The 20,736-nt window shown below is 58.7% G+C and carries 21 protein-coding genes; 11 read left to right on the forward strand and 10 right to left on the reverse strand.

Going from position 1 to position 20,736, the window contains the following annotated elements:
* The first annotated feature begins 36 nt into the window (after positions 1-36).
* The 4 genes from ACZAHD_RS07785 to ACZAHD_RS07800 all read left to right on the forward strand — a co-directional run bounded on the left by ACZAHD_RS07785 (position 37) and on the right by ACZAHD_RS07800 (position 4,178).
* Entirely contained in the window at positions 37-1,053 is a 1,017-nt protein-coding gene (locus tag ACZAHD_RS07785) for an iron ABC transporter substrate-binding protein (RefSeq protein WP_462456258.1), read from the forward strand.
* A gap of 24 nt (positions 1,054-1,077) precedes the next feature.
* Positions 1,078-2,652 carry an ABC transporter permease gene (locus ACZAHD_RS07790; protein WP_462456259.1) on the forward strand — a complete coding sequence of 525 codons (1,575 nt, stop codon included), beginning with the start codon at positions 1,078-1,080 and terminating at the stop codon, positions 2,650-2,652.
* Positions 2,653-3,675, forward strand: coding sequence for an ABC transporter ATP-binding protein (locus ACZAHD_RS07795; protein WP_462456260.1), 1,023 nt, complete (start codon positions 2,653-2,655; stop codon positions 3,673-3,675).
* Between the two features lie 167 nt (positions 3,676-3,842).
* Positions 3,843-4,178 (forward strand): hypothetical protein, encoded by a 336-nt coding sequence (locus ACZAHD_RS07800; protein WP_462456261.1) that lies wholly within the window; start codon positions 3,843-3,845, stop codon positions 4,176-4,178.
* 201 nt (positions 4,179-4,379) lie between these two features.
* On the opposite strand, the gene ACZAHD_RS07805 is transcribed toward ACZAHD_RS07800, so the two are convergent.
* The 3 genes from ACZAHD_RS07805 to hpxD form a co-directional block, all read right to left on the reverse strand.
* On the reverse strand, positions 4,380-4,721 hold the full coding sequence (locus ACZAHD_RS07805; protein WP_462456262.1) for a hypothetical protein: 342 nt from the start codon (positions 4,719-4,721) through the stop codon (positions 4,380-4,382).
* 229 nt (positions 4,722-4,950) lie between these two features.
* Positions 4,951-5,922, reverse strand: coding sequence for a PDR/VanB family oxidoreductase (locus ACZAHD_RS07810; protein ID WP_462456263.1), 972 nt, complete (start codon positions 5,920-5,922; stop codon positions 4,951-4,953).
* A 13-nt stretch (positions 5,923-5,935) separates the two neighbouring features.
* Positions 5,936-6,973 (reverse strand): molybdenum cofactor-independent xanthine hydroxylase subunit HpxD, encoded by a 1,038-nt coding sequence (gene hpxD / locus ACZAHD_RS07815; RefSeq protein ID WP_462456264.1) that lies wholly within the window; start codon positions 6,971-6,973, stop codon positions 5,936-5,938.
* A gap of 126 nt (positions 6,974-7,099) precedes the next feature.
* On the opposite strand from hpxD, the gene hpxR reads away from it, so the two are divergent.
* Positions 7,100-8,017 (forward strand): LysR family hpxDE operon transcriptional regulator HpxR, encoded by a 918-nt coding sequence (gene hpxR / locus ACZAHD_RS07820; RefSeq protein ID WP_462456265.1) that lies wholly within the window; start codon positions 7,100-7,102, stop codon positions 8,015-8,017.
* On the opposite strand, the gene hpxO is transcribed toward hpxR, so the two are convergent.
* Complete coding sequence (gene hpxO / locus ACZAHD_RS07825) at positions 8,014-9,168, reverse strand: FAD-dependent urate hydroxylase HpxO (RefSeq protein ID WP_462456266.1); 1,155 nt, start codon at positions 9,166-9,168, stop codon at positions 8,014-8,016. The two genes, hpxR and hpxO, sit on opposite strands and share 4 nt — an antisense overlap.
* Before the next feature lie 500 nt (positions 9,169-9,668).
* On the opposite strand from hpxO, the gene uraD reads away from it, so the two are divergent.
* Positions 9,669-10,169 (forward strand): 2-oxo-4-hydroxy-4-carboxy-5-ureidoimidazoline decarboxylase, encoded by a 501-nt coding sequence (uraD, locus tag ACZAHD_RS07830; RefSeq protein WP_462456267.1) that lies wholly within the window; start codon positions 9,669-9,671, stop codon positions 10,167-10,169.
* Positions 10,166-10,492: a hydroxyisourate hydrolase gene (uraH, locus tag ACZAHD_RS07835; protein WP_462456268.1), complete on the forward strand. Its 327-nt coding sequence runs from the start codon at positions 10,166-10,168 to the stop codon at positions 10,490-10,492. The genes uraD and uraH overlap by 4 nt, the downstream gene beginning before the upstream one ends.
* A 33-nt stretch (positions 10,493-10,525) precedes the next feature.
* Here uraH and guaD read toward each other — a convergent pair whose 3' ends face one another.
* Together guaD and ACZAHD_RS07845 are read right to left on the reverse strand one after the other, a co-directional pair.
* Positions 10,526-11,842, reverse strand: a complete 1,317-nt coding sequence (gene guaD / locus ACZAHD_RS07840; RefSeq protein WP_462456269.1) for a guanine deaminase — start codon at positions 11,840-11,842, stop codon at positions 10,526-10,528.
* Positions 11,843-11,951: 109 nt separating this feature from the next.
* Positions 11,952-13,448, reverse strand: a complete 1,497-nt coding sequence (locus tag ACZAHD_RS07845; protein ID WP_462456270.1) for an NCS1 family nucleobase:cation symporter-1 — start codon at positions 13,446-13,448, stop codon at positions 11,952-11,954.
* Positions 13,449-13,594: 146 nt separating this feature from the next.
* On the opposite strand from ACZAHD_RS07845, the gene ACZAHD_RS07850 reads away from it, so the two are divergent.
* Genes ACZAHD_RS07850 through puuE form a run of 3 tightly spaced genes read left to right on the forward strand, consistent with a single transcriptional unit; the run spans position 13,595 to position 16,003 of the window.
* Complete coding sequence (locus ACZAHD_RS07850; protein ID WP_462456271.1) at positions 13,595-14,311, forward strand: GntR family transcriptional regulator; 717 nt, start codon at positions 13,595-13,597, stop codon at positions 14,309-14,311.
* Positions 14,311-15,060 carry an allantoin racemase gene (gene hpxA, locus ACZAHD_RS07855; protein ID WP_462456284.1) on the forward strand — a complete coding sequence of 250 codons (750 nt, stop codon included), beginning with the start codon at positions 14,311-14,313 and terminating at the stop codon, positions 15,058-15,060. Before ACZAHD_RS07850 ends, hpxA begins: the two co-directional genes overlap by 1 nt.
* A gap of 10 nt (positions 15,061-15,070) precedes the next feature.
* Positions 15,071-16,003, forward strand: coding sequence for an allantoinase PuuE (puuE, locus tag ACZAHD_RS07860; RefSeq protein WP_462456272.1), 933 nt, complete (start codon positions 15,071-15,073; stop codon positions 16,001-16,003).
* Between the two features lie 34 nt (positions 16,004-16,037).
* Here puuE and hpxZ read toward each other — a convergent pair whose 3' ends face one another.
* The 4 genes from hpxZ to hpxW are packed head-to-tail and all read right to left on the reverse strand — an operon-like array spanning position 16,038 to position 19,596.
* Positions 16,038-16,424, reverse strand: a complete 387-nt coding sequence (hpxZ, locus tag ACZAHD_RS07865) for an oxalurate catabolism protein HpxZ (RefSeq protein ID WP_462456273.1) — start codon at positions 16,422-16,424, stop codon at positions 16,038-16,040.
* Complete coding sequence (locus tag ACZAHD_RS07870) at positions 16,421-17,818, reverse strand: AtzE family amidohydrolase (RefSeq protein WP_462456274.1); 1,398 nt, start codon at positions 17,816-17,818, stop codon at positions 16,421-16,423. The genes hpxZ and ACZAHD_RS07870 overlap by 4 nt, the downstream gene beginning before the upstream one ends.
* On the reverse strand, positions 17,815-18,003 hold the full coding sequence (gene hpxX / locus ACZAHD_RS07875) for an oxalurate catabolism protein HpxX (RefSeq protein ID WP_462456275.1): 189 nt from the start codon (positions 18,001-18,003) through the stop codon (positions 17,815-17,817). The genes ACZAHD_RS07870 and hpxX overlap by 4 nt, the downstream gene beginning before the upstream one ends.
* A gap of 9 nt (positions 18,004-18,012) precedes the next feature.
* Positions 18,013-19,596 carry an oxamate amidohydrolase gene (gene hpxW, locus ACZAHD_RS07880; protein WP_462456276.1) on the reverse strand — a complete coding sequence of 528 codons (1,584 nt, stop codon included), beginning with the start codon at positions 19,594-19,596 and terminating at the stop codon, positions 18,013-18,015.
* Between the two features lie 166 nt (positions 19,597-19,762).
* On the opposite strand from hpxW, the gene hpxU reads away from it, so the two are divergent.
* Entirely contained in the window at positions 19,763-20,602 is an 840-nt protein-coding gene (gene hpxU, locus ACZAHD_RS07885) for a MurR/RpiR family transcriptional regulator HpxU (RefSeq protein ID WP_462456277.1), read from the forward strand.
* Positions 20,603-20,736: the final 134 nt, after the last annotated feature.

Here is a 20,736-nt window from a genome sequence, read left to right on the forward strand (position 1 = left end):
GGCGGCCATTTGTCCATCAATACTAAGGATTAGCACATGAATTTTCGCCTGTCGTCTTACTGCTCCGCCGCACTCGTCGCAGCTTCTGTGTTCCTTGCCCCTCAGGTCCTGGCGGCCGAAAGCGGTGAAGGCATTGTTGTCTATAACGCACAGCATGAAAATCTGGTCAAGTCATGGGTGGATGGCTTTACCAAAGAAACCGGTATCAAAGTGACTCTGCGTAACGGCGGCGACAGCGAGCTGGGAAATCAGCTGGTGCAGGAAGGCGCGGCTTCGCCGGCTGACGTTTTCCTGACGGAAAATTCCCCGTCAATGGTCCTGGTCGATAATGCGAAATTATTCGCGCCGCTTAACGCCGACACCTTAAGCCAGGTGGCACCGGAATTCCGCCCTGAGCACGGTCGCTGGATTGGCATCGCTGCGCGCAGCACCGTTTTTGTCTATAACCCGGAAAAGATCAGCGAATCTCAACTGCCGCATTCTCTGATGGATCTGGCGAAACCGGAATGGAAAGGGCGCTGGGCCGCTTCGCCATCGGGCGCTGATTTCCAGGCCATTGTCAGCGCGATGCTGGCGCTGAAGGGCGAGAAAGCTACGCTAGACTGGCTCAAAGCGATGAAAACCAACTTCGTGGCCTATAAAGGCAACAGCACCGTGATGAAGGCGGTCAATGCCGGGCAAATTGATGGCGGGGTGATTTACCATTACTACCGCTTTGTCGATCAGGCCAAAACCGGTGAGAACAGCAAAAACACCAAACTGTATTACTTCAAACATCAGGATCCGGGTGCCTTCGTCAGCATCTCCGGCGGTGGCGTGCTGGCCTCCAGCAAACATCAGGAGCAGGCTCAGGCCTTCATCAAGTGGATCACCGGCAAACAGGGTCAGGATGAACTGAGAACCAATAACGCATTTGAATATGCCGTGGGCGTTGATGCTGCCTCTAACCCGAAACTGACGCCGCTGAAGGCGCTGGATGCGCCGAAAGTCGAGCCATCTTCGCTGAACAGCAAAAAAGTTATCGAACTGATGACGCAAGCTGGCCTGCTGTGATCCCTCCGGTGAAGTGAATACCTTATGTCTGGTCTGAGTCTTACACTCGGAAAAAAAGTACGACGCCTGCCTGAGCGCAGGCGTCCTGCATTTCCGATGGTTGCACTAGCGGTATTGTTTTCATTATTAGCGCTCCTCCCGCCGGGTTTTGTGATTGCCGTGGGTATTGATACCGGATGGGCGACGATTAAGGCGCTGGTATTCCGTCCGCGCGTCGGGGAACTGCTCAGTAATACGTTGTGGCTCAGTGCCCTGACCGTCCCGGCGTGTATTGCGCTCGGCGTGGTGGTCGCGTGGTTGACCGAACGCACGACCCTGGCGGGACGGCAGGTCTGGTCAGCGCTGGCGGTTGCCCCGTTGGCGATTCCAGCGTTTGTCCAGAGTTATGCCTGGGTCAGCGCGGTGCCATCGATGCACGGCCTCTCCTCAGGCGTGTTCCTCTCGGTGCTTGCCTACTATCCTTTTATCTATATGCCGGTAGCGGCGGTGCTTCGCCGCCTGGATCCGACGTTGGAAGACGTTGCCGCCTCGCTGGGCACGCCGCCGTGGAAGGTTTTTTTCCGCGTAGTGTTACCGCAGCTGAAGCTGGCCATTTGCGGCGGCGCGCTGCTGGTGGCGCTGCACCTGCTGGCGGAATACGGCCTGTACGCGATGATCCGTTTCGACACCTTTACGACCGCTATCTATGACCAGTTCCAGTCCACGTTCAGCGGTCCGGCGGCCAATATGCTGGCCGGCGTGCTGGCGCTGTGCTGCCTGGCTTTTCTGCTGCTGGAGAGCATCACACGGGGGAAAGCGCGTTATGCCCGTATTGGTGCCGGGGCCGCGCGCGAGCAAAAACGCAAACACATGAACGTGATGGCGACTCTCGCTGCGCAGTCGCTGCTGTGCGTGCTGGTGCTGCTGGCGCTGGGGGTACCGCTGATGGTGCTGTGCCGCTGGCTTTGGTTGGGGGGACTCGGGAACTGGATGAACGCCGATCTGTGGCTCTCACTTCGCCAGACGGTCATGCTGGGGGCCAGCGGGGCGTTGCTGACGACCGCTTGCGGAATCCCCATCGCCTGGCTGGGGATTCGCTATCCGCATCGTCTGTTTCGCCTGCTTGAAGGGTGCAATTACATAACCAGCTCGCTGCCGGGAATCGTGACCGCACTGGCGTTGGTCACGGTGACCATTCACTACGCCCGGCCCATCTATCAGACCGAAGTGACGCTGTTTGCGGCCTACCTATTGATGTTTATGCCTCGCGCGCTGATCAACCTTCGCGCGGGAATCGCTCAGGCGCCGGTGGAACTGGAAAACGTTGCGCGGAGTCTGGGAAGAAGTCCGGTGCGAGCGCTGTGGAGCATCACACTGCGTCTCGCCGCGCCGGGCGCGACGGCCGGGGCCGCTCTGGTCTTTCTCGGTGTCAGCAACGAACTGACCGCGACGCTGCTGCTTTCACCATTGGGAACCCGCACGCTGGCCACCGGCTTTTGGGCCTTAACCAGCGAGATAGATTATGTCGCTGCGGCGCCCTACGCGATGCTGATGATCGCGATTTCTCTACCGTTGACCGGTGTGCTCTATCACCAGTCGAAAAAAATTGCAGGTTTGTAAATGCTGGAATTAACCGCTATCGCAAAATCTTTTGCCGATATTCAGGTGCTGGATAACCTTTGTCTGTCGGTGGCCCCCGGCAGCCGTACGGCCATCGTAGGGCCATCCGGCTCGGGAAAAACAACGCTGCTGCGTATTCTTGCCGGGTTTGAAACGCCGGATGCCGGGCGCATCGTGATGCAGGGCAAAACGCTGTTTGATGAGGGGGTTTTTATTCCCGCCCATCAGCGCGGCATCGGTTTTGTCCCGCAGGAAGGGGCCTTGTTCCCGCACCTTAACGTCGCCGACAATATTGCCTGGGGCCTGGATTGTTCCCGGCAGGAGAAGCGGCATCGGGTTGCGGCATTGATGGAGATGGTGTCACTGGATGGCCAACTGGCCGCGCACTGGCCGCATGAAATTTCCGGCGGCCAGCAGCAGCGCGTGGCCCTTGCCAGGGCGCTGGCGCAGCAGCCATCGCTGATGCTGCTGGATGAACCCTTTTCCGCTCTTGACACCGGCCTGCGCGCCGCCACGCGAAAGGCGACGGCAGACCTGCTTGCTCAGGCTGGCGTCGCCTCGATTCTGGTGACCCACGATCAACATGAAGCGCTGTCGTTTGCCAGCCAGGTCGCGGTTATGCGTCAGGGGCGCTTTACCCAAGTGGGTACCCCGTTTGAGGTCTATTCGCGGCCCGCCGATGAAACCACGGCGCTGTTTCTTGGCGATGCGCTGGTGCTGCCCGCCGAGCTTGAGGGCGGACGGGCGCAGTGCGCGATTGGCGTGCTGCTTACCGATAATGACGACGCCACGGGGCAGGGGCGGGTCATGCTGCGCCCGGAACAGTTGATGATTACGCCGTGCCAGAATGAGGAGAGTGCCGTCACTATCGTCGACGTCGATTTTTCCGGCCATCTGTCGACCTTAACGCTGGCGATCGCGCAGCAGACGTTGACCCTGAAAACCGTCAGTCGGGCGGACTGGACGCCAGGTCGGCGGGTACATATTGAGGTCAGCGGCAAAGGGCGGGTATTCATGCCTTAATACACGGAAATGACGCCAGGATGTTTCTGGCGTCATTTATTCTACTGGCGACCGTGACGGGGATGAAATCATCTCGGGGCGCACGCTCAGGCGGCCAGGAATGCGCTTTCCGGATTCATACCCGCTATTCTCGCCGCGCTTCCGCGCCGGCATGCTGGCGTTAGTCCTTGAGTTCTCTTAATGTGAGCCGTCATTCACCCATCCTTTACACGTTACCCGGGGCCACTGAACAACTGAAAAAATATGCATCAGATACCACTCACTTCCTCTTTGCTATCGGTGAAGTGCGACTACTGCGCATGTCTGCAGGCGGTGAAAAAAGAGGTGGAGGCGATGCCGTCGCCCAGCGCGAAACGTTTCACCGTAACCTGACGGAGACGCGGGCATTGCAGTCGGTGCAGGAGCGTATCCAGCGGCAGGAAAAACGTGAGACGATGCTGGCGGGAATGGAGCCAGTTTTTAACGCGCTGTACGAAGATAACAAGGCCAGATACGCCCGGTAGCTAAATGAAAAATGTCCGGGAAAGTCAGCCGCAACGGCCGCATGGGGAGGCGAAAAAAGCCAGCCAATAGCTGGCTGGCAAAATTTCGGATACAACTCCATATTATGATTGGTGTTTCGGGGGATCCTGAACACCTGTCTGGAAACGGCGGCAGAGGCTGCAATATCCAGAAAGCTGGTCAACTATCGTCGCCACGTGTGGTTATTTTCCGGACAGCAGTTTTTTGCAGCTGTAGATAAACGCGCTGGAACGCAGCGTTAACCCTTCAATTTCCCGCGGTTTCATACCGTTACGCAGATGCGCCAGAATGCATTCCCGATCGGCGTCGATATGTGATCGGCAGTGATATTTCGCGGCCTCTTTCTCAACTTTTTGCTGCTCCAGCAAGGCGGCAATCTCCTGTTGTTTGTGTCGGGCTACCGGCGTCAGCTCGCTGTCGCCGTCTCGCGCTATTTCGTTCCAGAGAGCTAAGGCCCGGCGCAATAATCCCCGCTCCTGCAGATTTTGCGCCTGAATCTGTTTCTCTTGTAGTGTCGCTGCCATGATATCGTCGCGGCTCGTTCGCTGTGGTGTTATTTGTCATACAAATATGGCAATGATTGATTCAGAAAGGAAATGAATAATTTTTATCTTAATTATGGATGAATGGCATAATCAAAGATCTTATTGATTGTAATGAGTTTTATTTGAAAGTGATATGCGCGGGGGAGGGAAAGTTCCGGCGTCTGAGATCCTGCTGCGCGCGATCATCAGACCCCGGAGAGGTCAACAATTACAAATCAATCAGTAAGTTTGCCGAGCGACTGCGGGAACAGCACAGGGCTATCTGTTGCACGGCAGCGGATTTCTCGGCCTCAGACTGAACCGTATCACGATGATCGGCCTGACCGGCCATCAGCGGTGTCAGGCAGGCGCCGCACATCCCCATTTCACAGGAGAGCGGCACGGCGACGCCATTTTCCTGAAGCACCTGGGCAATGGTTTTATCGCCCGGCACCGGCCACGTCTCGCCCGATGACGCCAGGGTGACGGTAAACGTATCCTGATGGGCGGTCGTGGTGGCCTTCAGGGGCTGGAATGCTTCGCTGTGAATCTGCACCTCGGGCCAGTTTTTCTCCACCGCGATCCGCCGGGCGGTATCCATAAAACCCGACGGGCCGCAGAGATACAGATGGTGGTCGGCGCACGCATCACCCAGCGTATCGGCTAACGACGCACGCGGACTTTGTCCTTCGTCTGAACAATGGACCACGCAGGTACCACGACTGATGATTTTTGCCATTTCGCCCACAAAGGCCGCATTTTCCCGACGTTTAACGTAATAATGCAGCTCAAATGGCGTACCCGCCGCTTCGAGATGCAGCGCCATGGTGTACAGCGGCGTGATGCCAATGCCGGCGGCCAGGAGCGTTACCCGTTGCGCAGGCCGCAGGGCAAACAGATTGCGCGGCGGGGAGATAAGCAGCGTCTGGCCCGGGCGCAGCGTCTCATGGATATACCGTGACCCGCCGCGGGAAGCGTTCTCCCGGCTAACGCAGATCAGATAAGCGTCGGCGCCCGCTTCACCGTGGGGACCGGTAAGCGAATACTGGCGAATTATTCCGCAGGGCAGGTGAACGTCAATATGCGCCCCCGGCAGCCAGCCGGGAAGCGGTTTGCCGTCTTGGGCTAACAATCTGATGGCGAGACTTTTGTCCCCCTCGCGCCACAGGCCATCGACAACGACCTTCAGTACGTCACTCATCTTTCTTCTCCCCTTACACCAGGAAAAACTCACCAAAGCCCATTTTTTTCAGGCTACGACGATAGGCGATTGAACTGCGATCGGCGGGAATATGCGCTTCAAGCGTTAAGTCCAGCGGCAACCTTTCTGGACGCTGGGTCTCCACCATCAGACGGTCCTCTTCGAACACGCGAAGGTTGAAGGCATGCACCTCTTCAACCGGCACATGCAGGTCAAAATTGCGCGCAATGGGGGCAAACATTCGGGTCACCCGCGATGATACCGGCGACGCGGCATTCATGATGACCAGCCGGGCATCGCCGGGGAAATGGATCGTCAGAGTCGCCGTAAAGGGCAGGTGCATCTCAAAATGACGCAACCACTGGAAGCCGTCCGGCGCACGAAATTCAGAGCTGGCCGGGTAATTGCCGACCGAACTCCAGTAATCGGCGATGAAGCCAAAAGGCGTCTCCTGCGGGGTATAGTCGGGAACTACCTGATTATCAGGATCCGCAAAGGTGTCGGTATGGATCCAGGCGAAGTGGGCAACATCGAGAAATCCCTCGACCTGGCGACCGGCAAAGCCGTTGACTTCAAAGGCCGGGCAGTTGATCTGCTGAAAGCCCTCATCGTCCCAGTGGGGCATGGTGGGCAACGGCATCGGGTTTTCCGCATCGAAAGCCAGGCAGGTCCAGATGAGCCCGTAGCGCTCTTCGACCGCGTAGCTGGTGAGATTAAGCTTCGCTGGCACCGGTCGATCGGGGCTTGAGGGTATGCGATTGCAGAGACCATCTTCCCCGAAGCGCAGGCCATGATAGGGGCAAACGATCCCTTCTTCATCATGGAAGCCCAGTGTCAGCGGCACGCCGCGGTGCGGGCAGACGTCGCGTGCGACCACGACCTGGCCTTTGATGCGATAGATAACCAACTGTTCATCCAGCAGCACGGCTTTTACCGGCGCGGCACCAATATCTTCGGAGCGGGCGATCGGATGCCAGCAGCGGGCCAGGCGTAGCCAGTCTTCAGGATCGAAAGTGCAATGGGCGGGGGGCGTTGGCGTAGCTCTGTTCATGATTTTCCTTCCTGCTCACAAAATACATTTGTTTAATTGTTGTGAGTTTATTGTTGTCATATTAGGGTGTTGACATCCATCAGCATTAATTCACTAACCCGTTGCAAAAAAGAGGACAGGGTAGGTATGAGTCCGTTTTCGCGTTTTGCGCTCTATTTTGCTGAAGTCGCCCGCAGCGGCAGCCTGCGTCGGGCCGCTGAAAAGCTGCATATTTCGGCTTCGGCGATTAATCGTCAGATCCTGCAGGCCGAAGAGGCATTTGGGACGCCGCTGTTCGAACGTCTACCAGAAGGGCTGCGGATGACGACGGCTGGCGAGTTGTTGTATGACAATCTGCTGCGCTGGCAAAAAGAGTTTCGCCTGACCCGGCAAAAGTTTGATGAGCTGCAGGGACTTAAGCGAGGAACGGTCAGTGTCGGCATGGTGCAGGCGCTGGTGGAGGGCAGCTTTGCGGCGGCGCTGGCCGATATCATCAGCACCTGGGACTGGCTGGAGCTGGTTTTACAGGTGGCCGACAGCCATACGGTCAGTGAAAAAGTCCGCCAGGCCGATCTCGATTTCGGCCTGATTCTTGACCCGGAAGGCCAGGCGGGGCTGAGCGTACTGGCGTTTGTTGAACTGGAAATGGGCGTTATCATGCGCCCGGATAATCCCCTGGCTGATGCCGCCGCGCTCTCCTTGGGAGAGCTCAGCCAGCAGCGCCATATCGTCCCAGGCGCGCCGTTGATTGTTCACGAACGTGTTGGCATGCTCTATCGCCATTATGATTTTAGTCCGGCCAACAGCATCAGCTGTAACGATATACGGCTGATTAAATCGCTGGTGCTGAAAGGCAGCGGCGTGACCATTCTGAGCCTGCTGGATGTGCTGGATGAGGTGAAAAGCGGCCAGCTGACGTTTATTCCGCTGCGCAATAAGCTGCTGCGGCCGTTGACGCTGGCGCTGTGTACGGCGCCATCGCGCCAGCTGTCCCGCCCGGCGCAAATGGCGATTCAAAAATTGACCGCAGTGATGGAGGAGATGCAGACCGTCGGGGGAGGTTAGCCCAGTGGACCGCCCTGGATGGTTTCGCACAGGCCATTGATAATGCGCTCCCCAGTCTCCTCTTTGAGCTCCTGATACCACGCCTGGGTCAGGGCCATATCTTTCCCGTGTGTGATATCGCAGCGCTTGCGTGCCTTGAGGATCAGGTCGCGTACGCGCGCGCAGCGCTTCGCTTCGTACTGCCGCAGCGCGGAAACAATCTCGCGATTTTCACGGAAAATATCGCCCAGCACGACCGCATCCTCCATCGCCGCGCAGCCGCCCTGACCGATGTCCGGAGTCGTGCTGTGTCCGGCGTCGCCGAGCAGTGCGACCTTGCCGCGAACCAGGGTATCGAAGGGCTCAATGTCATGGATTTCCACGCGATTGGTTGTCTGCGGATCGAGGGCGGCAATCAGTTTTTGTACCGCGGGCGCCCAGCCGCTGAAGTAGCGGCTGAGATCGTCGCGCAGGGTATGCCGATCTTCGGCCAGACCGGCGGGCAGCGGAACATCAAAGAAGAAATAGAAACGGCCATGCGCCACCGGCATCAGTGAGACGCGCTTGCCTTCGCCGACGAAGGTGGTCCACTGATCCGCTGGCGCAATACTCTCATCGATATCCACCAGTCCGTTCCAGTTGACGTAACCGGCATAGCGGCGTTCGGGTTTATGGCCAAGTACGTAGGGGCGCAGTGCCGAGTGGCTACCGTCGGCGGCGATCAGAAAATCACCTTGGGCCGAGGTCCCGTCGGTAAACCAGACGGTGACGCCGTCGGCGTTTTCTTCCGCATGGGTCACCCGTTTGCCAAACTGTACCGCCTCGCGCCCCCAAAAATCGAGCATCTCTCTTTGCAACTCGCTGCGTGACACCGGGCAGGGGCGGCCACCGGTGCGTTCGACCAGCGGAGCAAGGCTAAACCGGGTCAGGGTTTCTCCGTGCTGATGCTCTTTATAGGCTAAAAAGTGCATCTGGCCACCATAGGTTTCGATGATCTCTCCCATACCGAGATTTTTCATACACTTCACGCCATTTGGCCAGATAGAGATCGCCGCGCCGACCGGTTTAATCTCTTTCACCGCCTCAAACACCTCGCAGGTGATTCCCACCTTCTTCAGGGCCACCGCCGCGCTCAGGCCGCCGATACCGGCGCCAATCACTAATGCTTTCATGCTGTTCTCCTTATATTACGTCGTGAAGGAGTTGAGCAATTTGCGTACCAGCTTGCTCAAAGCACCAAAATCGGCGTTGCGGCGACAATTTGGCGATATTTTGCACCTATCCGGTGCATCAAAGGGTGGCAACTGCCATTTTTATGAACTAAAAATTTCTTATAGAGGATGGTGGAATCGAATGTTTCATCGGCAGCATACAACACCTGAGCGGGCACGTGATGACGATATGAGGTGATTATCTTTAATAAACAGTTAGTTATTAAACTACGCACTTGGTACGCGACCCACGGCATCACTCTGGCCTGCTTTGTGCACTGTGCAGACAACGTTTATGCGAAACGGGGGAATGATGATATTGCAAAACAAGAACAACCGTCAGTTTGCGGCCCGGACAGTGCGCAATCGCGCTGGACTTCACCTGCGTGACCAACAACTGGCGACCACCCTGTGCAGCGCGATATCGCGCGGGCAACGCCCGGCAGCGGCAAGGAGGGACGATGATTCCGCTTACCCATTTTAATCAACTGCCTCCCGACGAGGCGGCGCGTCTGCTGGAACCGTGCGTGGCGATAGACGGCTGGGTGACGGCACTGGTGCAAGCCCGGCCCTATCCGAACCTTGCAGCACTGATCGCCGTGGCGCAGGAGAAATCACTGACGTGGGGCGAGCCAGAGCTGGACCTGGCGCTGAGCGCGCATCCGCGCATTGGCGAAAAACCCGCGGCCCGGGACGGGCATGCCGCGCTGTCGCGACAGGAACAGGCGGCGGTCAACGATCGCGACGCCTCGCTCATCCAGGCGTTAACGGAGGGCAACGCCCGCTACGAAGCGCGCTTCGGTCGGGTATTCCTGATACGCGCCAAAGGACGTAGCGGGGAGGAAATATTGCAGGCGCTGACGCAACGGTTGAACCACAGCCCGGCGCAAGAGGTAGAGTTTGCGCTGGCGCAGTTACGTGAAATTACCTTATTACGACTAACGGGAGCCATTGGCGAATGAATACGTTAAGTACCCATATTCTGGATATTTCCAGCGGAAAGCCTGCACAGGGAGTGGCGGTCAACCTGCTGCGGGGAGGGCAATCTATCGCCAGCGGTATCACGGATGAAAATGGCCGTATCGCGTCGCTGGCGGCGGGCAAGCTGGCCGCCGGTCGCTATCGGCTGGTGGCGGAGACGGGCGACTGGTTCACACGCGGCGGCCTTGAGACGCTGTATCTGTGCGCGCAGATTGATTTTGCGATTGCCGAGGAGGCAGATGAGCATTTCCATCTGCCGTTCTTGATTGCTCCGGGCGGCTGGTCAACCTATCGGGGAAGCTGAGCGCACCGACGCCCGGCATCTTGCCGGGCTTGCTTACTCCGCCTCTCTTTGCCAGACGCACTCGCCGTTGACCCAGGTCTGATGAATATTGCGTTCGTCGCCCAGCGTCATCAGGACAAACAGCTGTTCATAAATATCCTGACAGCGGGAGAGGCGCAGCCGCTGCAACGGCGTTACCCCCGGGGTGATGGCGACAAAGTCGGCCTCTTTTCCCGGCTGGAAGTTGCCTATGTTCTCATCAAGACACAGCGCGCGGGCGCCGCCCAGCGTGGCATGGTAAAAGGCTTCGCTGGCGCGCAGACGATAGCTTTGCAACTGTGCCACTTTATAGGCTTCACCCAGTGTACGGAGCATGCTGAAAGTCGTCCCCGCGCCGACGTCGCTGCCGATGCCGATACGAACCTTCCGCTGCCAACTGGTGGGCAGGCGGAACAGGCCGCTGCCGAGAAACAGGTTTGAGGTTGGGCAGAAGGCGAGCGCCGAGCCGGTCTCGTGCAGGCATTGCCACTCCGCGTCGGCCAGGTGGATGCCGTGGGCAAATACACTGCGTTCGCCGGTCAAGCGATAGTGGTGATACACATCAAGATAGTGCTCATGCTCCGGCCACAGGCTTTTCACCCACGCTATCTCATTGAGGTTTTCGCTGAGGTGGGTATGCAGCCAGGTGTCCGGGAACTCTTCCCGCAGGCGCTGAACCGCTGTCAGCAGCTCCGGCGTCGACGTGGGGGCAAACCGCGGCGTGATGGCGTAGCCGAGGCGGCCCTGATGGTGCCAGCGTTGAATGAGCTCCCGGGTTTGCCAGTAGCTCTGCTCCGCCGTTTCACTCAGATAGTCCGGGGTGTGGCGGTCCATCATCACCTTACCGGCGAGCAGGCGCATATTCAGCCGCAGGGCTTCGGTAAACAGCGCATCGACAGATTCGGGATGCAGGGTACAAAATACCAGTGCGGTAGTGGTGCCATGGCTCAGCAGCTGGTTGATAAAGAACTGCGCGATCTCTGCGGCATATTCTTCATCGCAAAACTGACTCTCCACCGGAAACGTGTAAGTGGTTAGCCACTCCAGCAACTGCTCGCCGAAGGCACCAATCATCTCAGTTTGCGGATAATGCACGTGGGCATCGACAAAACCGGGGAGTAACAGCTGCCCACGCAGATCGAGGTAGCCTTTTTGCGGATCCAGGTACTGCTCGCCCTCCCGCCACGGCAGCAGCGCCTGAATTTTTCCCTGCTGGATAAACAACACGCCATCATCAAGGTAGCGCGCATGGCGAGCGATATCGTCGGCGCTGTCGGCGAGGGTGGCGATATCGAAAAAGGCGCCGCGAACGGCGGTATGGTACTCAATCATCAAGACAACCTTCTTTGTTCCAGATAAGGGCAGGTATATCGAGCAAATTTAATGCCAGTTTGGCGGACGGGACATGCCGCGGCGCGATGCCGCGGCAAAAGAGAGGACGCTACTCTTTCTGAGTCATCGGGCGGGAGGCGAAACGCGATGCGGCGGCAGGGGCGCGATCGTCACGAGCGATCCAGCGATAGGCCGCGCCGCTCAGGAAGACGCCGATAAACCAGCTAAAGTTCGCCACTTCATGCAGGGCCGGGATAAAGCTAATCACCAGACCGATCGCCACCGAAGGGATCAGCGCCGCGATGGCTTTCGGGTTAAAGCCGTTGCGATACCAGTACTGGCCCTGCGGAGTGTCATCAAACAAGTCGTCGACGGACACCTGGCCGCGCTTAATCAGGTAGAAGTCGACAATCAGAATGCCAAACAGCGGGCCGATAAAGGCGCCCAAAACATCCAGCGTATAGTGAATCAACTCCGGTGAGTTAAACAGGTTCCACGGCGTGAGCAGAATGGAACCGACCGCGGCGATCATGCCGCCAGTACGGAAGCTGATTTTTTGCGGTGAGCAGTTGGAGAAGTCAAACGCCGGTGAGACAAAGTTGGCGACAATATTGATCCCGATGGTGGCAGTAATCATCGTCAGCAGGCCAATGGCGACCGCCAGATCATTCCCCACGCGGCTGACGGTTTCAATCGGGTCGGTGATCATACGGCCGAACAGCGACTGGGTGCCGGAGACAATCACCACGGTAACGATTGAGAACAGCAGGAAGTTAAACGGCAGACCCCAGCGATTACCGCGACGGATTTCGCCCATGCTTTTGCCATAGCGCGAGAAGTCGCCGAAGTTCAGCAGCGGGCCGGAGAAGTAGGAGACCACCAGCGCGGTGGCGGTGATCATCTGCCAGGTCTGTTCGCCTGTGGTCAGCGATTTGCTGGCCAGGGTAAAGGAAATACCGTCAAAGCCGGTTTTGTATACAATCCAGCCCGCCAGCGCCAGCATCACCACGTAGACCGCCGGACCGGCGATATCAATAAAGCGCTTAATGGCGCTCATCCCGTGCCAGAAGACCATCGCCTGTAGCAGCCACATGGTGGCGAAACAGAGCCATCCGAGGTGCGACAGGCCAAGGAAGGTGGCTTCGGTGAATGTCGCCAGCGAAGGCCAGAACTTCAGCAACACCAGCATCAGCGCGTTAGCCGCCAGATAGGTCTGAATACCGTACCAGGCGAAGGCGATAAGACCGCGGATCACCGCCGGTATATTGGCGCCAAAGACGCCAAATGCCTGACGACAGATGACCGCATAGGGCACGCCAGCCATCTGGCTCGGCTTTGCGACCAGGTTGGCGCACAGCTGGACGATACAAATGCCCACCAGCAGGCAGAGAAGTACCTGCCAGCTGGCCAGTCCAAGAGTAAAGAAGCTCGCCGCCACCACGTAGCCTCCCATGCTATGGACGTCCGACATCCAGAAAGAAAAGATGTTGTACCAGCTCCAGTTCTGGTCGCGCGTCGGCGCCAGATCCTCATTACACAGCCGTGGACTGTAGCCGACGGTGGAGTCAGCGTCCTTAACCTGATGGGTATGTTGTCTGTTTGGCATGAAACCTGCTCCTCTGAATGAAAAACCTTTTTACGTTACTGGTTGGGACTGTTGCAGGATTCAGGCCAAAATCGTTAATCTTGTATACAATAAATTTATTTTGTGTATACGATTGGCTATCGAAAAGTAAAATCCGGAGTGGATGAATGCGTAATGAAAACCGTCTGCAGGCCGCAGCAGCGCTGCATGACAAGGATGAATCTATCTATCAGGCCCTGATGACCGCCATCGTGGAACATCAGTTGCCGCCGGGCAGCAAGTTGCCTGAGGAGGCTCTGGCAGAGGTCTTCGGCGTGAGTCGCACCGGGATCCGCAAGGTGCTACAACGACTCAATACTGTGCAAATGGTCACATTAACGCCCAAACGTGGTGCACAGGTCGCCAGCCCGACGGTGGAAGAGGCGAGGGAGATCTTCCGCACTCGCGCGCTGCTCGAGGTGGCGAATCTGCCCGATGTGATTGCCCACTGTCAGCCACCGCATCTGGCGGCGCTGGAGGCGATTATTCGCCAGGAGCAGCAGGCGCATGAAGCCTACGATGGCCCGGCGGCGATTCGCTTTTCCGCCGAATTTCATATTCAGCTACAGGCCATTTCCGCGAATCAGGTCCTTACCGAAATGGTGACTCGCCTGAGCCAGCGCTCTTCATTAGTGATAGCCGCATGGGGCGCGCCGTGGCGCCAGGGCTGCCGCTGCGACGATCACGAACAGCTTGTCCAACTGCTACGGGAAAAAGCGTTGTCGCCCCTGAGTGCGGCGTTAACGCACCATTTTGAACATATTGTTGCCAGCCTCTGCTTTGAGCGGGCTGGTGAATGCCTGCCTGATTTTGCCCGGCTTTTTGCCGGTGACAAGGAGCTATGATGGCCGCTATTTGTATACAAGTGATTAATCCCAATACCAATGCCGGGATGACCGACACCATTGCGACCGCCGCCCGCATGGCGGCAGCGCCGGGGACCGATATCGTGGCGGTCTCGGCACGGGAAGGCGTGCCTTCCATCGAAGGCCATTTTGATGAAGCCATTGCCGCCGTCGGCGTGCTGGAGCAGATTCAGGCCGGCCGACAGCAGGGCGTTTCCGGCCACGTGATCGCCTGTTTTGGCGATCCGGGGTTGCTGGCGGCCCGCGAGTTGGCGCAGGGACCGGTGATTGGCATTGCCGAAGCGGCGATGCATATGGCCACGCTGGTGGCCACGCGCTTTTCGATAGTGACTACGCTGCCGCGTACCCTGATTATCGCTCGCCATCTGTTGCATCAGTATGGCTTTTACGATCACTGCGCCGGGTTGCACGCTATTGATCTACCGGTGCTGGCGCTGGAAGACGGCAGCGGTGTGGCGCAGGAGAAGGTGCGCGCGCGCTGTATCCAGGCATTAAAAGAGGACGGCTGCGGCGCCATCGTGCTGGGCTGCGGCGGAATGGCCACCCTGGCCCAGGAGCTGACTCGTGAACTGCAGGTGCCGGTCATTGATGGCGTCAGCGCGGCGGTGAAAATGGTGGAGTCTCTGGTGGCGCTGGGTCTGTCGACCAGCAAACGCGGGGATTTAGCGTTCCCGGAAGCCAAAAATCTGAGCGGTAAATTTCAGACATTCAATACATTTTCACTTTAAGGGGTGGGAGATGACGTCAGCAGCACAGAATTACCCTCGCGACCTGCGAGGATACGCCGGTCAGCCGCCGCATGCGCAGTGGCCGAACCAGGCGCGCATTGCCGTGCAGTTCGTCCTCAATTATGAAGAGGGGGCGGAAAACCACGTTCTGCATGGCGACGCCGGTTCCGAGCAGTTTCTCTCCGATATTATCGGTGCCGCCAGCTACCCGGACCGGCATATGTCGATGGACTCGCTGTATGAGTACGGCAGCCGCGCCGGGTTCTGGCGCATCCATCAGGAGTTCAGCCGGCGCGGTCTGCCGCTGACGGTGTTCGGCGTGGCGATGGCCCTCGCGCGCCACCCCGATATCGTCGCGGCGATCAAAGCTGCCGACTACGATGTGGTCAGTCACGGCTGGCGTTGGATCCACTATCAGAATATGGATATCGACATGGAGCGCGAGCATCTGCACAAGGCGGTGCACGTCTTAACCGACCTGTTCGGCAAGCCGCCAACCGGCTGGTACACCGGACGGGACAGCCCCAACACGCGCCGGCTGGTGGTAGAACACGGCGGTTTCGATTACGACAGCGACTACTATGGCGATGATTTACCCTTCTGGACTAAGGTGCAGTGCGGCGACGGTTCGTGCAAGCCGCATCTGATCGTCCCCTATACCCTCGACGCCAATGACATGCGCTTTGCCACCGCGCAGGGCTTCAACACCGCCGAGCAGTTTTATACCTACCTCAAAGATAGCTTCGATGTGCTGTATGAAGAGGGGGAATATGCACCGAAGATGATGTCGATTGGCATGCACTGCCGCCTGCTGGGCCGGCCGGGTCGCTTTCGCGCCTTGCAGCGTTTTCTCGATTATGTGCAGCAGCACGAGCGGGTCTGGGTCTGTACGCGCCAGCAGATAGCCGGGCACTGGCGCGAAGTCCATCCGTTCCGGGAATAGTTTGTGTTCCCCGCTAACCCGGCTCAGCGCCGGGTTAGCTCATCAGGCTGACCTGCGCGGCGACAATTCGCCAGCCGTAGGGAAAACGGACCCAGGTTTGCTGCTGGCGACCGATCCGCTCACTCCCTTCGCGGGTGAACTCGGTGCTGCATATCGCGTAATCCTCGCCGAAGGTGACGATCTCGGTGTGGCGTAATTCGCGCTGTAATCCCGCCGAGGGACGGGCAGCGCGAAAGGCGCGAATTTCGTCAATACCGTAGAGATTCTCGCCAGCCCCCAGGCGGACCGTTCGTTTATCGTGCCAGAAGAGCTCATCGAGCACCGCAATGTTGTTGCTGATCAGCGCCTCTTCGTAGCGGTAAAAGGCGGCCGTGACCTCGGCCAGCACGCGCGGCCGGTTAATATTATCCTGATTGATCATACTGCTTTCTCCGCAGGGCGGGCCTCAGTGATGCCCGCATATTCCAGGGCGCGCGCGGCGCGCAGACAGGCCAGTTCATTAAACGGCGCGGCAATCAACTGCACGCCAATGGGCTGGTTGGATACCGTTCTCAGCGGGACCGTGACCACCGGCAGGCCGAGGAACGAGATGGGTTGGGTGAGCATGCCCATACTGGCGCGAACGGGCAGATTCTCGCCATTGATCGTCATTGTCTGCTGGCCGATCGGGGTTGCGCTGCACGGCGTCGCCGGGGCGATGAGCACATCGACATGGTGAAACAGCGATTTTATGGCTTCCCGGGCATGGCGGCGAAAACGCTGCGCCTGAAGATACCAGGCCGACGGGATCATCGCCCCGGCCAGCAGACGCTCCCGCGAGTTCGGTTCAAAGCGTGCCGGTTCACGCCGCAGCGCCGGCAGATATTGATTCCCCCCTTCGGAGGCGCTGATGATAAACGCCGCCGAACGGGCAAGCTCCGCCTCGGGGAAAACATGCTCTTCGCGCGCCTCAAGGGCCTGCGCCACGCGTGCCACGGCGGCACGCGCATCGTTATCACACCAGTCGCTGAAATAGCCGCCAAGCACTGCGCAGCGCAGACCATTCGCCCCGCGTTCCAGCCGCTGGCGAGTGGGGGCAACGGCTTCGTCCGCCTGGGCGTCATCGCCGGGGTCATGTCCTTGTAAGGCATCGTACACCGCTGCCAGATCGTCGACGTAACGGGCAAACGGGCCAATGTGATCGAGGCTGGCGACGAATGGATGGCTGCCTGCGCGCGACAGGCGGCCAAACGTCGGTTTCAGACCAAAAATGCCGCACAGGGAGGCCGGGACGCGGATCGAGCCGTTGGTATCGCTGCCCAGAGAGAAGTGCACCAGCCCGGCGGCTACCGCCGCTGCCGACCCGCCGGAAGAGCCGCCGGCGATGCGCTGCAGATCGTGCGGATTATGGGTGGCGCCGTAGTGGCTGTTTTCCGTGGTGAACCCGTAGGCGTAGGCATCCATATTGACCATTCCGCTTAGCAGGCCGCCTGCCGCGCAGATCTGTCGCACCGCCCAACCGTCGTTGGCGGCAGGCGGGCGGTCGCTGAACAGTTGGGCGCCAGCGAGGGTCGTTTCCCCGGCAACATCGAACAGATTTTTTACCGCGTAGGGGACCCCGGCCAGCGCCGGTAACGGCTGACGGGTTCGACGCAGCGCATCAATCTGGTCAGCTTCGGCAAGCATCCGGCTTTCGGTGATCTGCGTCCAGGCATTAATTCGCGGGTTAACCTGCGCTATGTCGTCCAGGGTGCGGCGGGCAATCTCTCTGGCGCTCAACTCGCCATTGGCCAGCGCGCGCTGAATATCAGCAATCGTCATCTCAGTCAGTGTCATGCTTTGTATACTCCGGCAATCTCCAGACGTTCATCGAGGGGAAAGGCCATCAGCGGCCCGGCCATGGCGGCAATGCGACTGAACTGTAGCTGAAGTTCGCTGCGACGAGTGTCGTCCAGTTCCAGCGCCAGCAGGTGTTCCATTTGCGCCAGATAAGCGTGCCAGTCGTTTACACTCTCTTTCATCTTCGTCTCCTAATAACCGGCGGCGGAGCCGTTGCTGCGTGGATCGGACGCCCCTTCAAACAGGCCGTTGGGATGGCGGACGATGGCGCCAGCGTGGCCCATGGCTTCGCTATAATCGGCCAGCACTTCCACGTCATGACCCAGTGCCCGCAGACGGGCGATACTCTCCGGCGCGAAGCGGCCTTCCAGTTTCAGTGAATCAGAGGTTTGTCCCCAGGTTCGGCCCAGCAGCCAGCGTGGTCGCGAAATACTCTCCTGCAGCGGTATGCCCTGGAGGATGTAGCGGGTAAAAATGGCCGCCTGAGTTTGCGGTTGACCATCTCCTCCCATCGAACCGTAAACCATGACCCGGCCATCGTTGAGGCGCGCGGCGGCGGGGTTGAGGGTATGAAACGGCTGTTTGCCTGGCGCCAGCGCCAGCAGATGTGCGGGGTCGAGACTGAACGAGGCCCCGCGGTTTTGCCAGACGATCCCACTATCCGGTAGTACGACGCCGCTGCCAAATTCATGATAAAGACTTTGAATAAAGGAGACCGCCAGCCCGCTGCTGTCCATCACCCCCATCCAGACGGTATCGCCGGGACCTTTTCCTGCCCCCCACGGAGCGGCCTGTCGATCGTCGATGTTGTCAGCCAACTGCTGGAGCGCCTGCGGGTCGAGCAGGCTTTGAATATCCACATCGAGGTGGCGAGGGTCGGTAATGTGGGCATCGCGTAAGCCAAAAGCCTGCTTGGTGGCCTCGACGATACGGTGCACGGTCTGCGCGTCATCGGCATCGTGCATCGCCAGCCGGTCGGTAATTCCGAGGATCGCCAGTGAGACCAACCCCTGCGTTGGTGGCGCCAGGTTCCACAGTTCGCCGTGCTGGTGCTGAAGCCTCAGCGGCACAGGGCGACGGGCGCGATGCTGTTGCAGGTCTGCAAGGGTAATGGGCAGGCCACAGGCCGCCATCCCCGCAGCCAGACGCTGTGCCAGCGGGCCGCGATAAAAACTGTCGAGGCCATCGTCGACCAACTGCTGAAGCGTTGATGCCAGCGCGGGCTGACGAAACCGGCTGCCGGCGGCAGGTGGCTGTCCATTGACCAGAAAGGTCTCCGCGAACCCTGGCAGGTCATGGAGTTCGGCAAGTTTTCCGGCGCTGGCGCTGGACTGGGAGGCGGTCACCGGCGTACCGTCAGAGGCATAGCGAATCGCATCCTCCAGCAGGCGCGCCAGCGGCAGCGCTTTTCCGGTCAGCGTCTGCGATACCTTGAGCGCTTCATCCCAGCCGCTGACGGTCCCGGCGACGGTCAGCGCCGCTTGCGGCCCGCGGTGCGGAATTTGCGCCAGCCCGGCGTAGGCTTCCGGCGTGGCCAGCGAACCTGCCGCGCCGCTGGCATCAATGGCTATCGGTTCGCCCTCTGGCGGGACGATAAGCCAGAAGCCATCGCCGCCCAGGCCGTTCATATGTGGGTAAACCACCGCAATGGTGGCCGCCGCGGCGACCATGGCTTCTATCGCGCTGCCGCCTTCTCGCAGCACGGCAACCGCACTTTGGCTGGCCAGATGGTGCGGGGCGACCGCCATCCCGTGGGCGGATACATTACTCTGCATGGGTTGTCCTCATGATCCAAACGTGATGTCAGCGCTGCAAAAGCTGTTCCACTTTGAGCGTAAAGTTTCATTCGTCGGGGGGACGGCCCTTTTGCTTAAACTGGCATGCATTATGAAAGGGCTCACATCATGTATAGTTTGATGAAACAAAAGTTACAGAGGCTGTATGGAACAACTGGATGAACGCTTGAAAGGGCAATATGCCTCACTGTCGCCTCAGGAACAGCGGGTGGCGGATTTTATTTTCGATCACTTCGACGACCTGATTAGCTATAACAGCGCCGAGCTGGCGCAACTGAGCGGGGTGTCAAAAGCCACGGTGAGCCGTCTGTTTAAGCGGCTGGGCTACGAAAAATATAAGGATATGCGCGATGAGCTGCGCACATTACGCCAGAGCGGGATGCCGCTGACCGATCATCGCGATGCGGTGCAGGGGAATACGCTGCTGGCGCGGCACTATAAGCAGGAAATGGCGAATCTGACGCAGTGGGTCAATGCACTCGATGCGCAGCAGTTTGCCGATGCGATCAGCGGGATGGTCAACGCCCGGCGTATTGCGATTATCGGCATGCGCAACTCCTGGCCGGTGGCGCTGCATCTGCGCCAGCAGCTGCTGCAGGCGCGCGGGCAGGTGCAGGTTCTGCCACAGCCGGGGCAGAGCTTAAGCGAGGAACTGGTGGATCTGACCGAGGACGATCTGGTGGTGGTCATGGCCTTTCGCCGCCGTCCGCGCATCATTCGCCCGCTGCTGCAGCAGCTCCAGTTGCGCGGTATTCCGGTACTGCTGATTTGCGAACCGCAGGCATACAGCCTCTTTCCGCTGGCCCGCTGGCAGCTGTGTGCCCCCCTGGATAGCGTCTCGGCCTATGACAGCTACAGCTCGGTAAACAGTTTGATCAACCTGCTGGCGAATGCGTTTTTGCACGAAATTCTCGATAAAGGCCGTCCGCGCATCCACGATATTGCCACCCTTTATCAGCAGTTGGATGAGCTTGAACAACGATAATGGGGCCTCGTGCTGGTGCTTTTGCCCTTTTTTAGTGCAATTAAACAGTGAGGGAATGACCTCCTTTTTCTCACTGTTTTCCGCTATATCCTGTTTCTTCTCCCTTTTCTTACGTTTTTCGCCGTGGTCCTCTC

The sequence above is a fragment of the Raoultella sp. genome, assembly GCF_039594335.1.
GTDB lineage: Bacteria > Pseudomonadota > Gammaproteobacteria > Enterobacterales > Enterobacteriaceae > Klebsiella.

What these genes read in the sequence shown, in the direction of transcription:
- hpxD (WP_462456264.1), bottom strand. Translation starts at nt 6,973, where the DNA reads ATGAACAGAGCTACGCCAACGCCCCCCGCCCATTGCACTTTCGATCCT.
- uraD (WP_462456267.1), top strand. Translation starts at nt 9,669, where the DNA reads ATGATTCCGCTTACCCATTTTAATCAACTGCCTCCCGACGAGGCGGCG.
- hpxA (WP_462456284.1), top strand. Translation starts at nt 14,311, where the DNA reads ATGGCCGCTATTTGTATACAAGTGATTAATCCCAATACCAATGCCGGG.
- ACZAHD_RS07810 (WP_462456263.1), bottom strand. Translation starts at nt 5,922, where the DNA reads ATGAGTGACGTACTGAAGGTCGTTGTCGATGGCCTGTGGCGCGAGGGG.
- ACZAHD_RS07795 (WP_462456260.1), top strand. Translation starts at nt 2,653, where the DNA reads ATGCTGGAATTAACCGCTATCGCAAAATCTTTTGCCGATATTCAGGTG.
- ACZAHD_RS07790 (WP_462456259.1), top strand. Translation starts at nt 1,078, where the DNA reads ATGTCTGGTCTGAGTCTTACACTCGGAAAAAAAGTACGACGCCTGCCT.
- ACZAHD_RS07870 (WP_462456274.1), bottom strand. Translation starts at nt 17,818, where the DNA reads ATGACACTGACTGAGATGACGATTGCTGATATTCAGCGCGCGCTGGCC.
- hpxZ (WP_462456273.1), bottom strand. Translation starts at nt 16,424, where the DNA reads ATGATCAATCAGGATAATATTAACCGGCCGCGCGTGCTGGCCGAGGTC.
- ACZAHD_RS07850 (WP_462456271.1), top strand. Translation starts at nt 13,595, where the DNA reads ATGCGTAATGAAAACCGTCTGCAGGCCGCAGCAGCGCTGCATGACAAG.
- uraH (WP_462456268.1), top strand. Translation starts at nt 10,166, where the DNA reads ATGAATACGTTAAGTACCCATATTCTGGATATTTCCAGCGGAAAGCCT.
- hpxW (WP_462456276.1), bottom strand. Translation starts at nt 19,596, where the DNA reads ATGCAGAGTAATGTATCCGCCCACGGGATGGCGGTCGCCCCGCACCAT.
- hpxX (WP_462456275.1), bottom strand. Translation starts at nt 18,003, where the DNA reads ATGAAAGAGAGTGTAAACGACTGGCACGCTTATCTGGCGCAAATGGAA.
- hpxO (WP_462456266.1), bottom strand. Translation starts at nt 9,168, where the DNA reads ATGAAAGCATTAGTGATTGGCGCCGGTATCGGCGGCCTGAGCGCGGCG.
- ACZAHD_RS07845 (WP_462456270.1), bottom strand. Translation starts at nt 13,448, where the DNA reads ATGCCAAACAGACAACATACCCATCAGGTTAAGGACGCTGACTCCACC.
- guaD (WP_462456269.1), bottom strand. Translation starts at nt 11,842, where the DNA reads ATGATTGAGTACCATACCGCCGTTCGCGGCGCCTTTTTCGATATCGCC.
- puuE (WP_462456272.1), top strand. Translation starts at nt 15,071, where the DNA reads ATGACGTCAGCAGCACAGAATTACCCTCGCGACCTGCGAGGATACGCC.
- hpxU (WP_462456277.1), top strand. Translation starts at nt 19,763, where the DNA reads ATGGAACAACTGGATGAACGCTTGAAAGGGCAATATGCCTCACTGTCG.
- ACZAHD_RS07805 (WP_462456262.1), bottom strand. Translation starts at nt 4,721, where the DNA reads ATGGCAGCGACACTACAAGAGAAACAGATTCAGGCGCAAAATCTGCAG.
- hpxR (WP_462456265.1), top strand. Translation starts at nt 7,100, where the DNA reads ATGAGTCCGTTTTCGCGTTTTGCGCTCTATTTTGCTGAAGTCGCCCGC.
- ACZAHD_RS07785 (WP_462456258.1), top strand. Translation starts at nt 37, where the DNA reads ATGAATTTTCGCCTGTCGTCTTACTGCTCCGCCGCACTCGTCGCAGCT.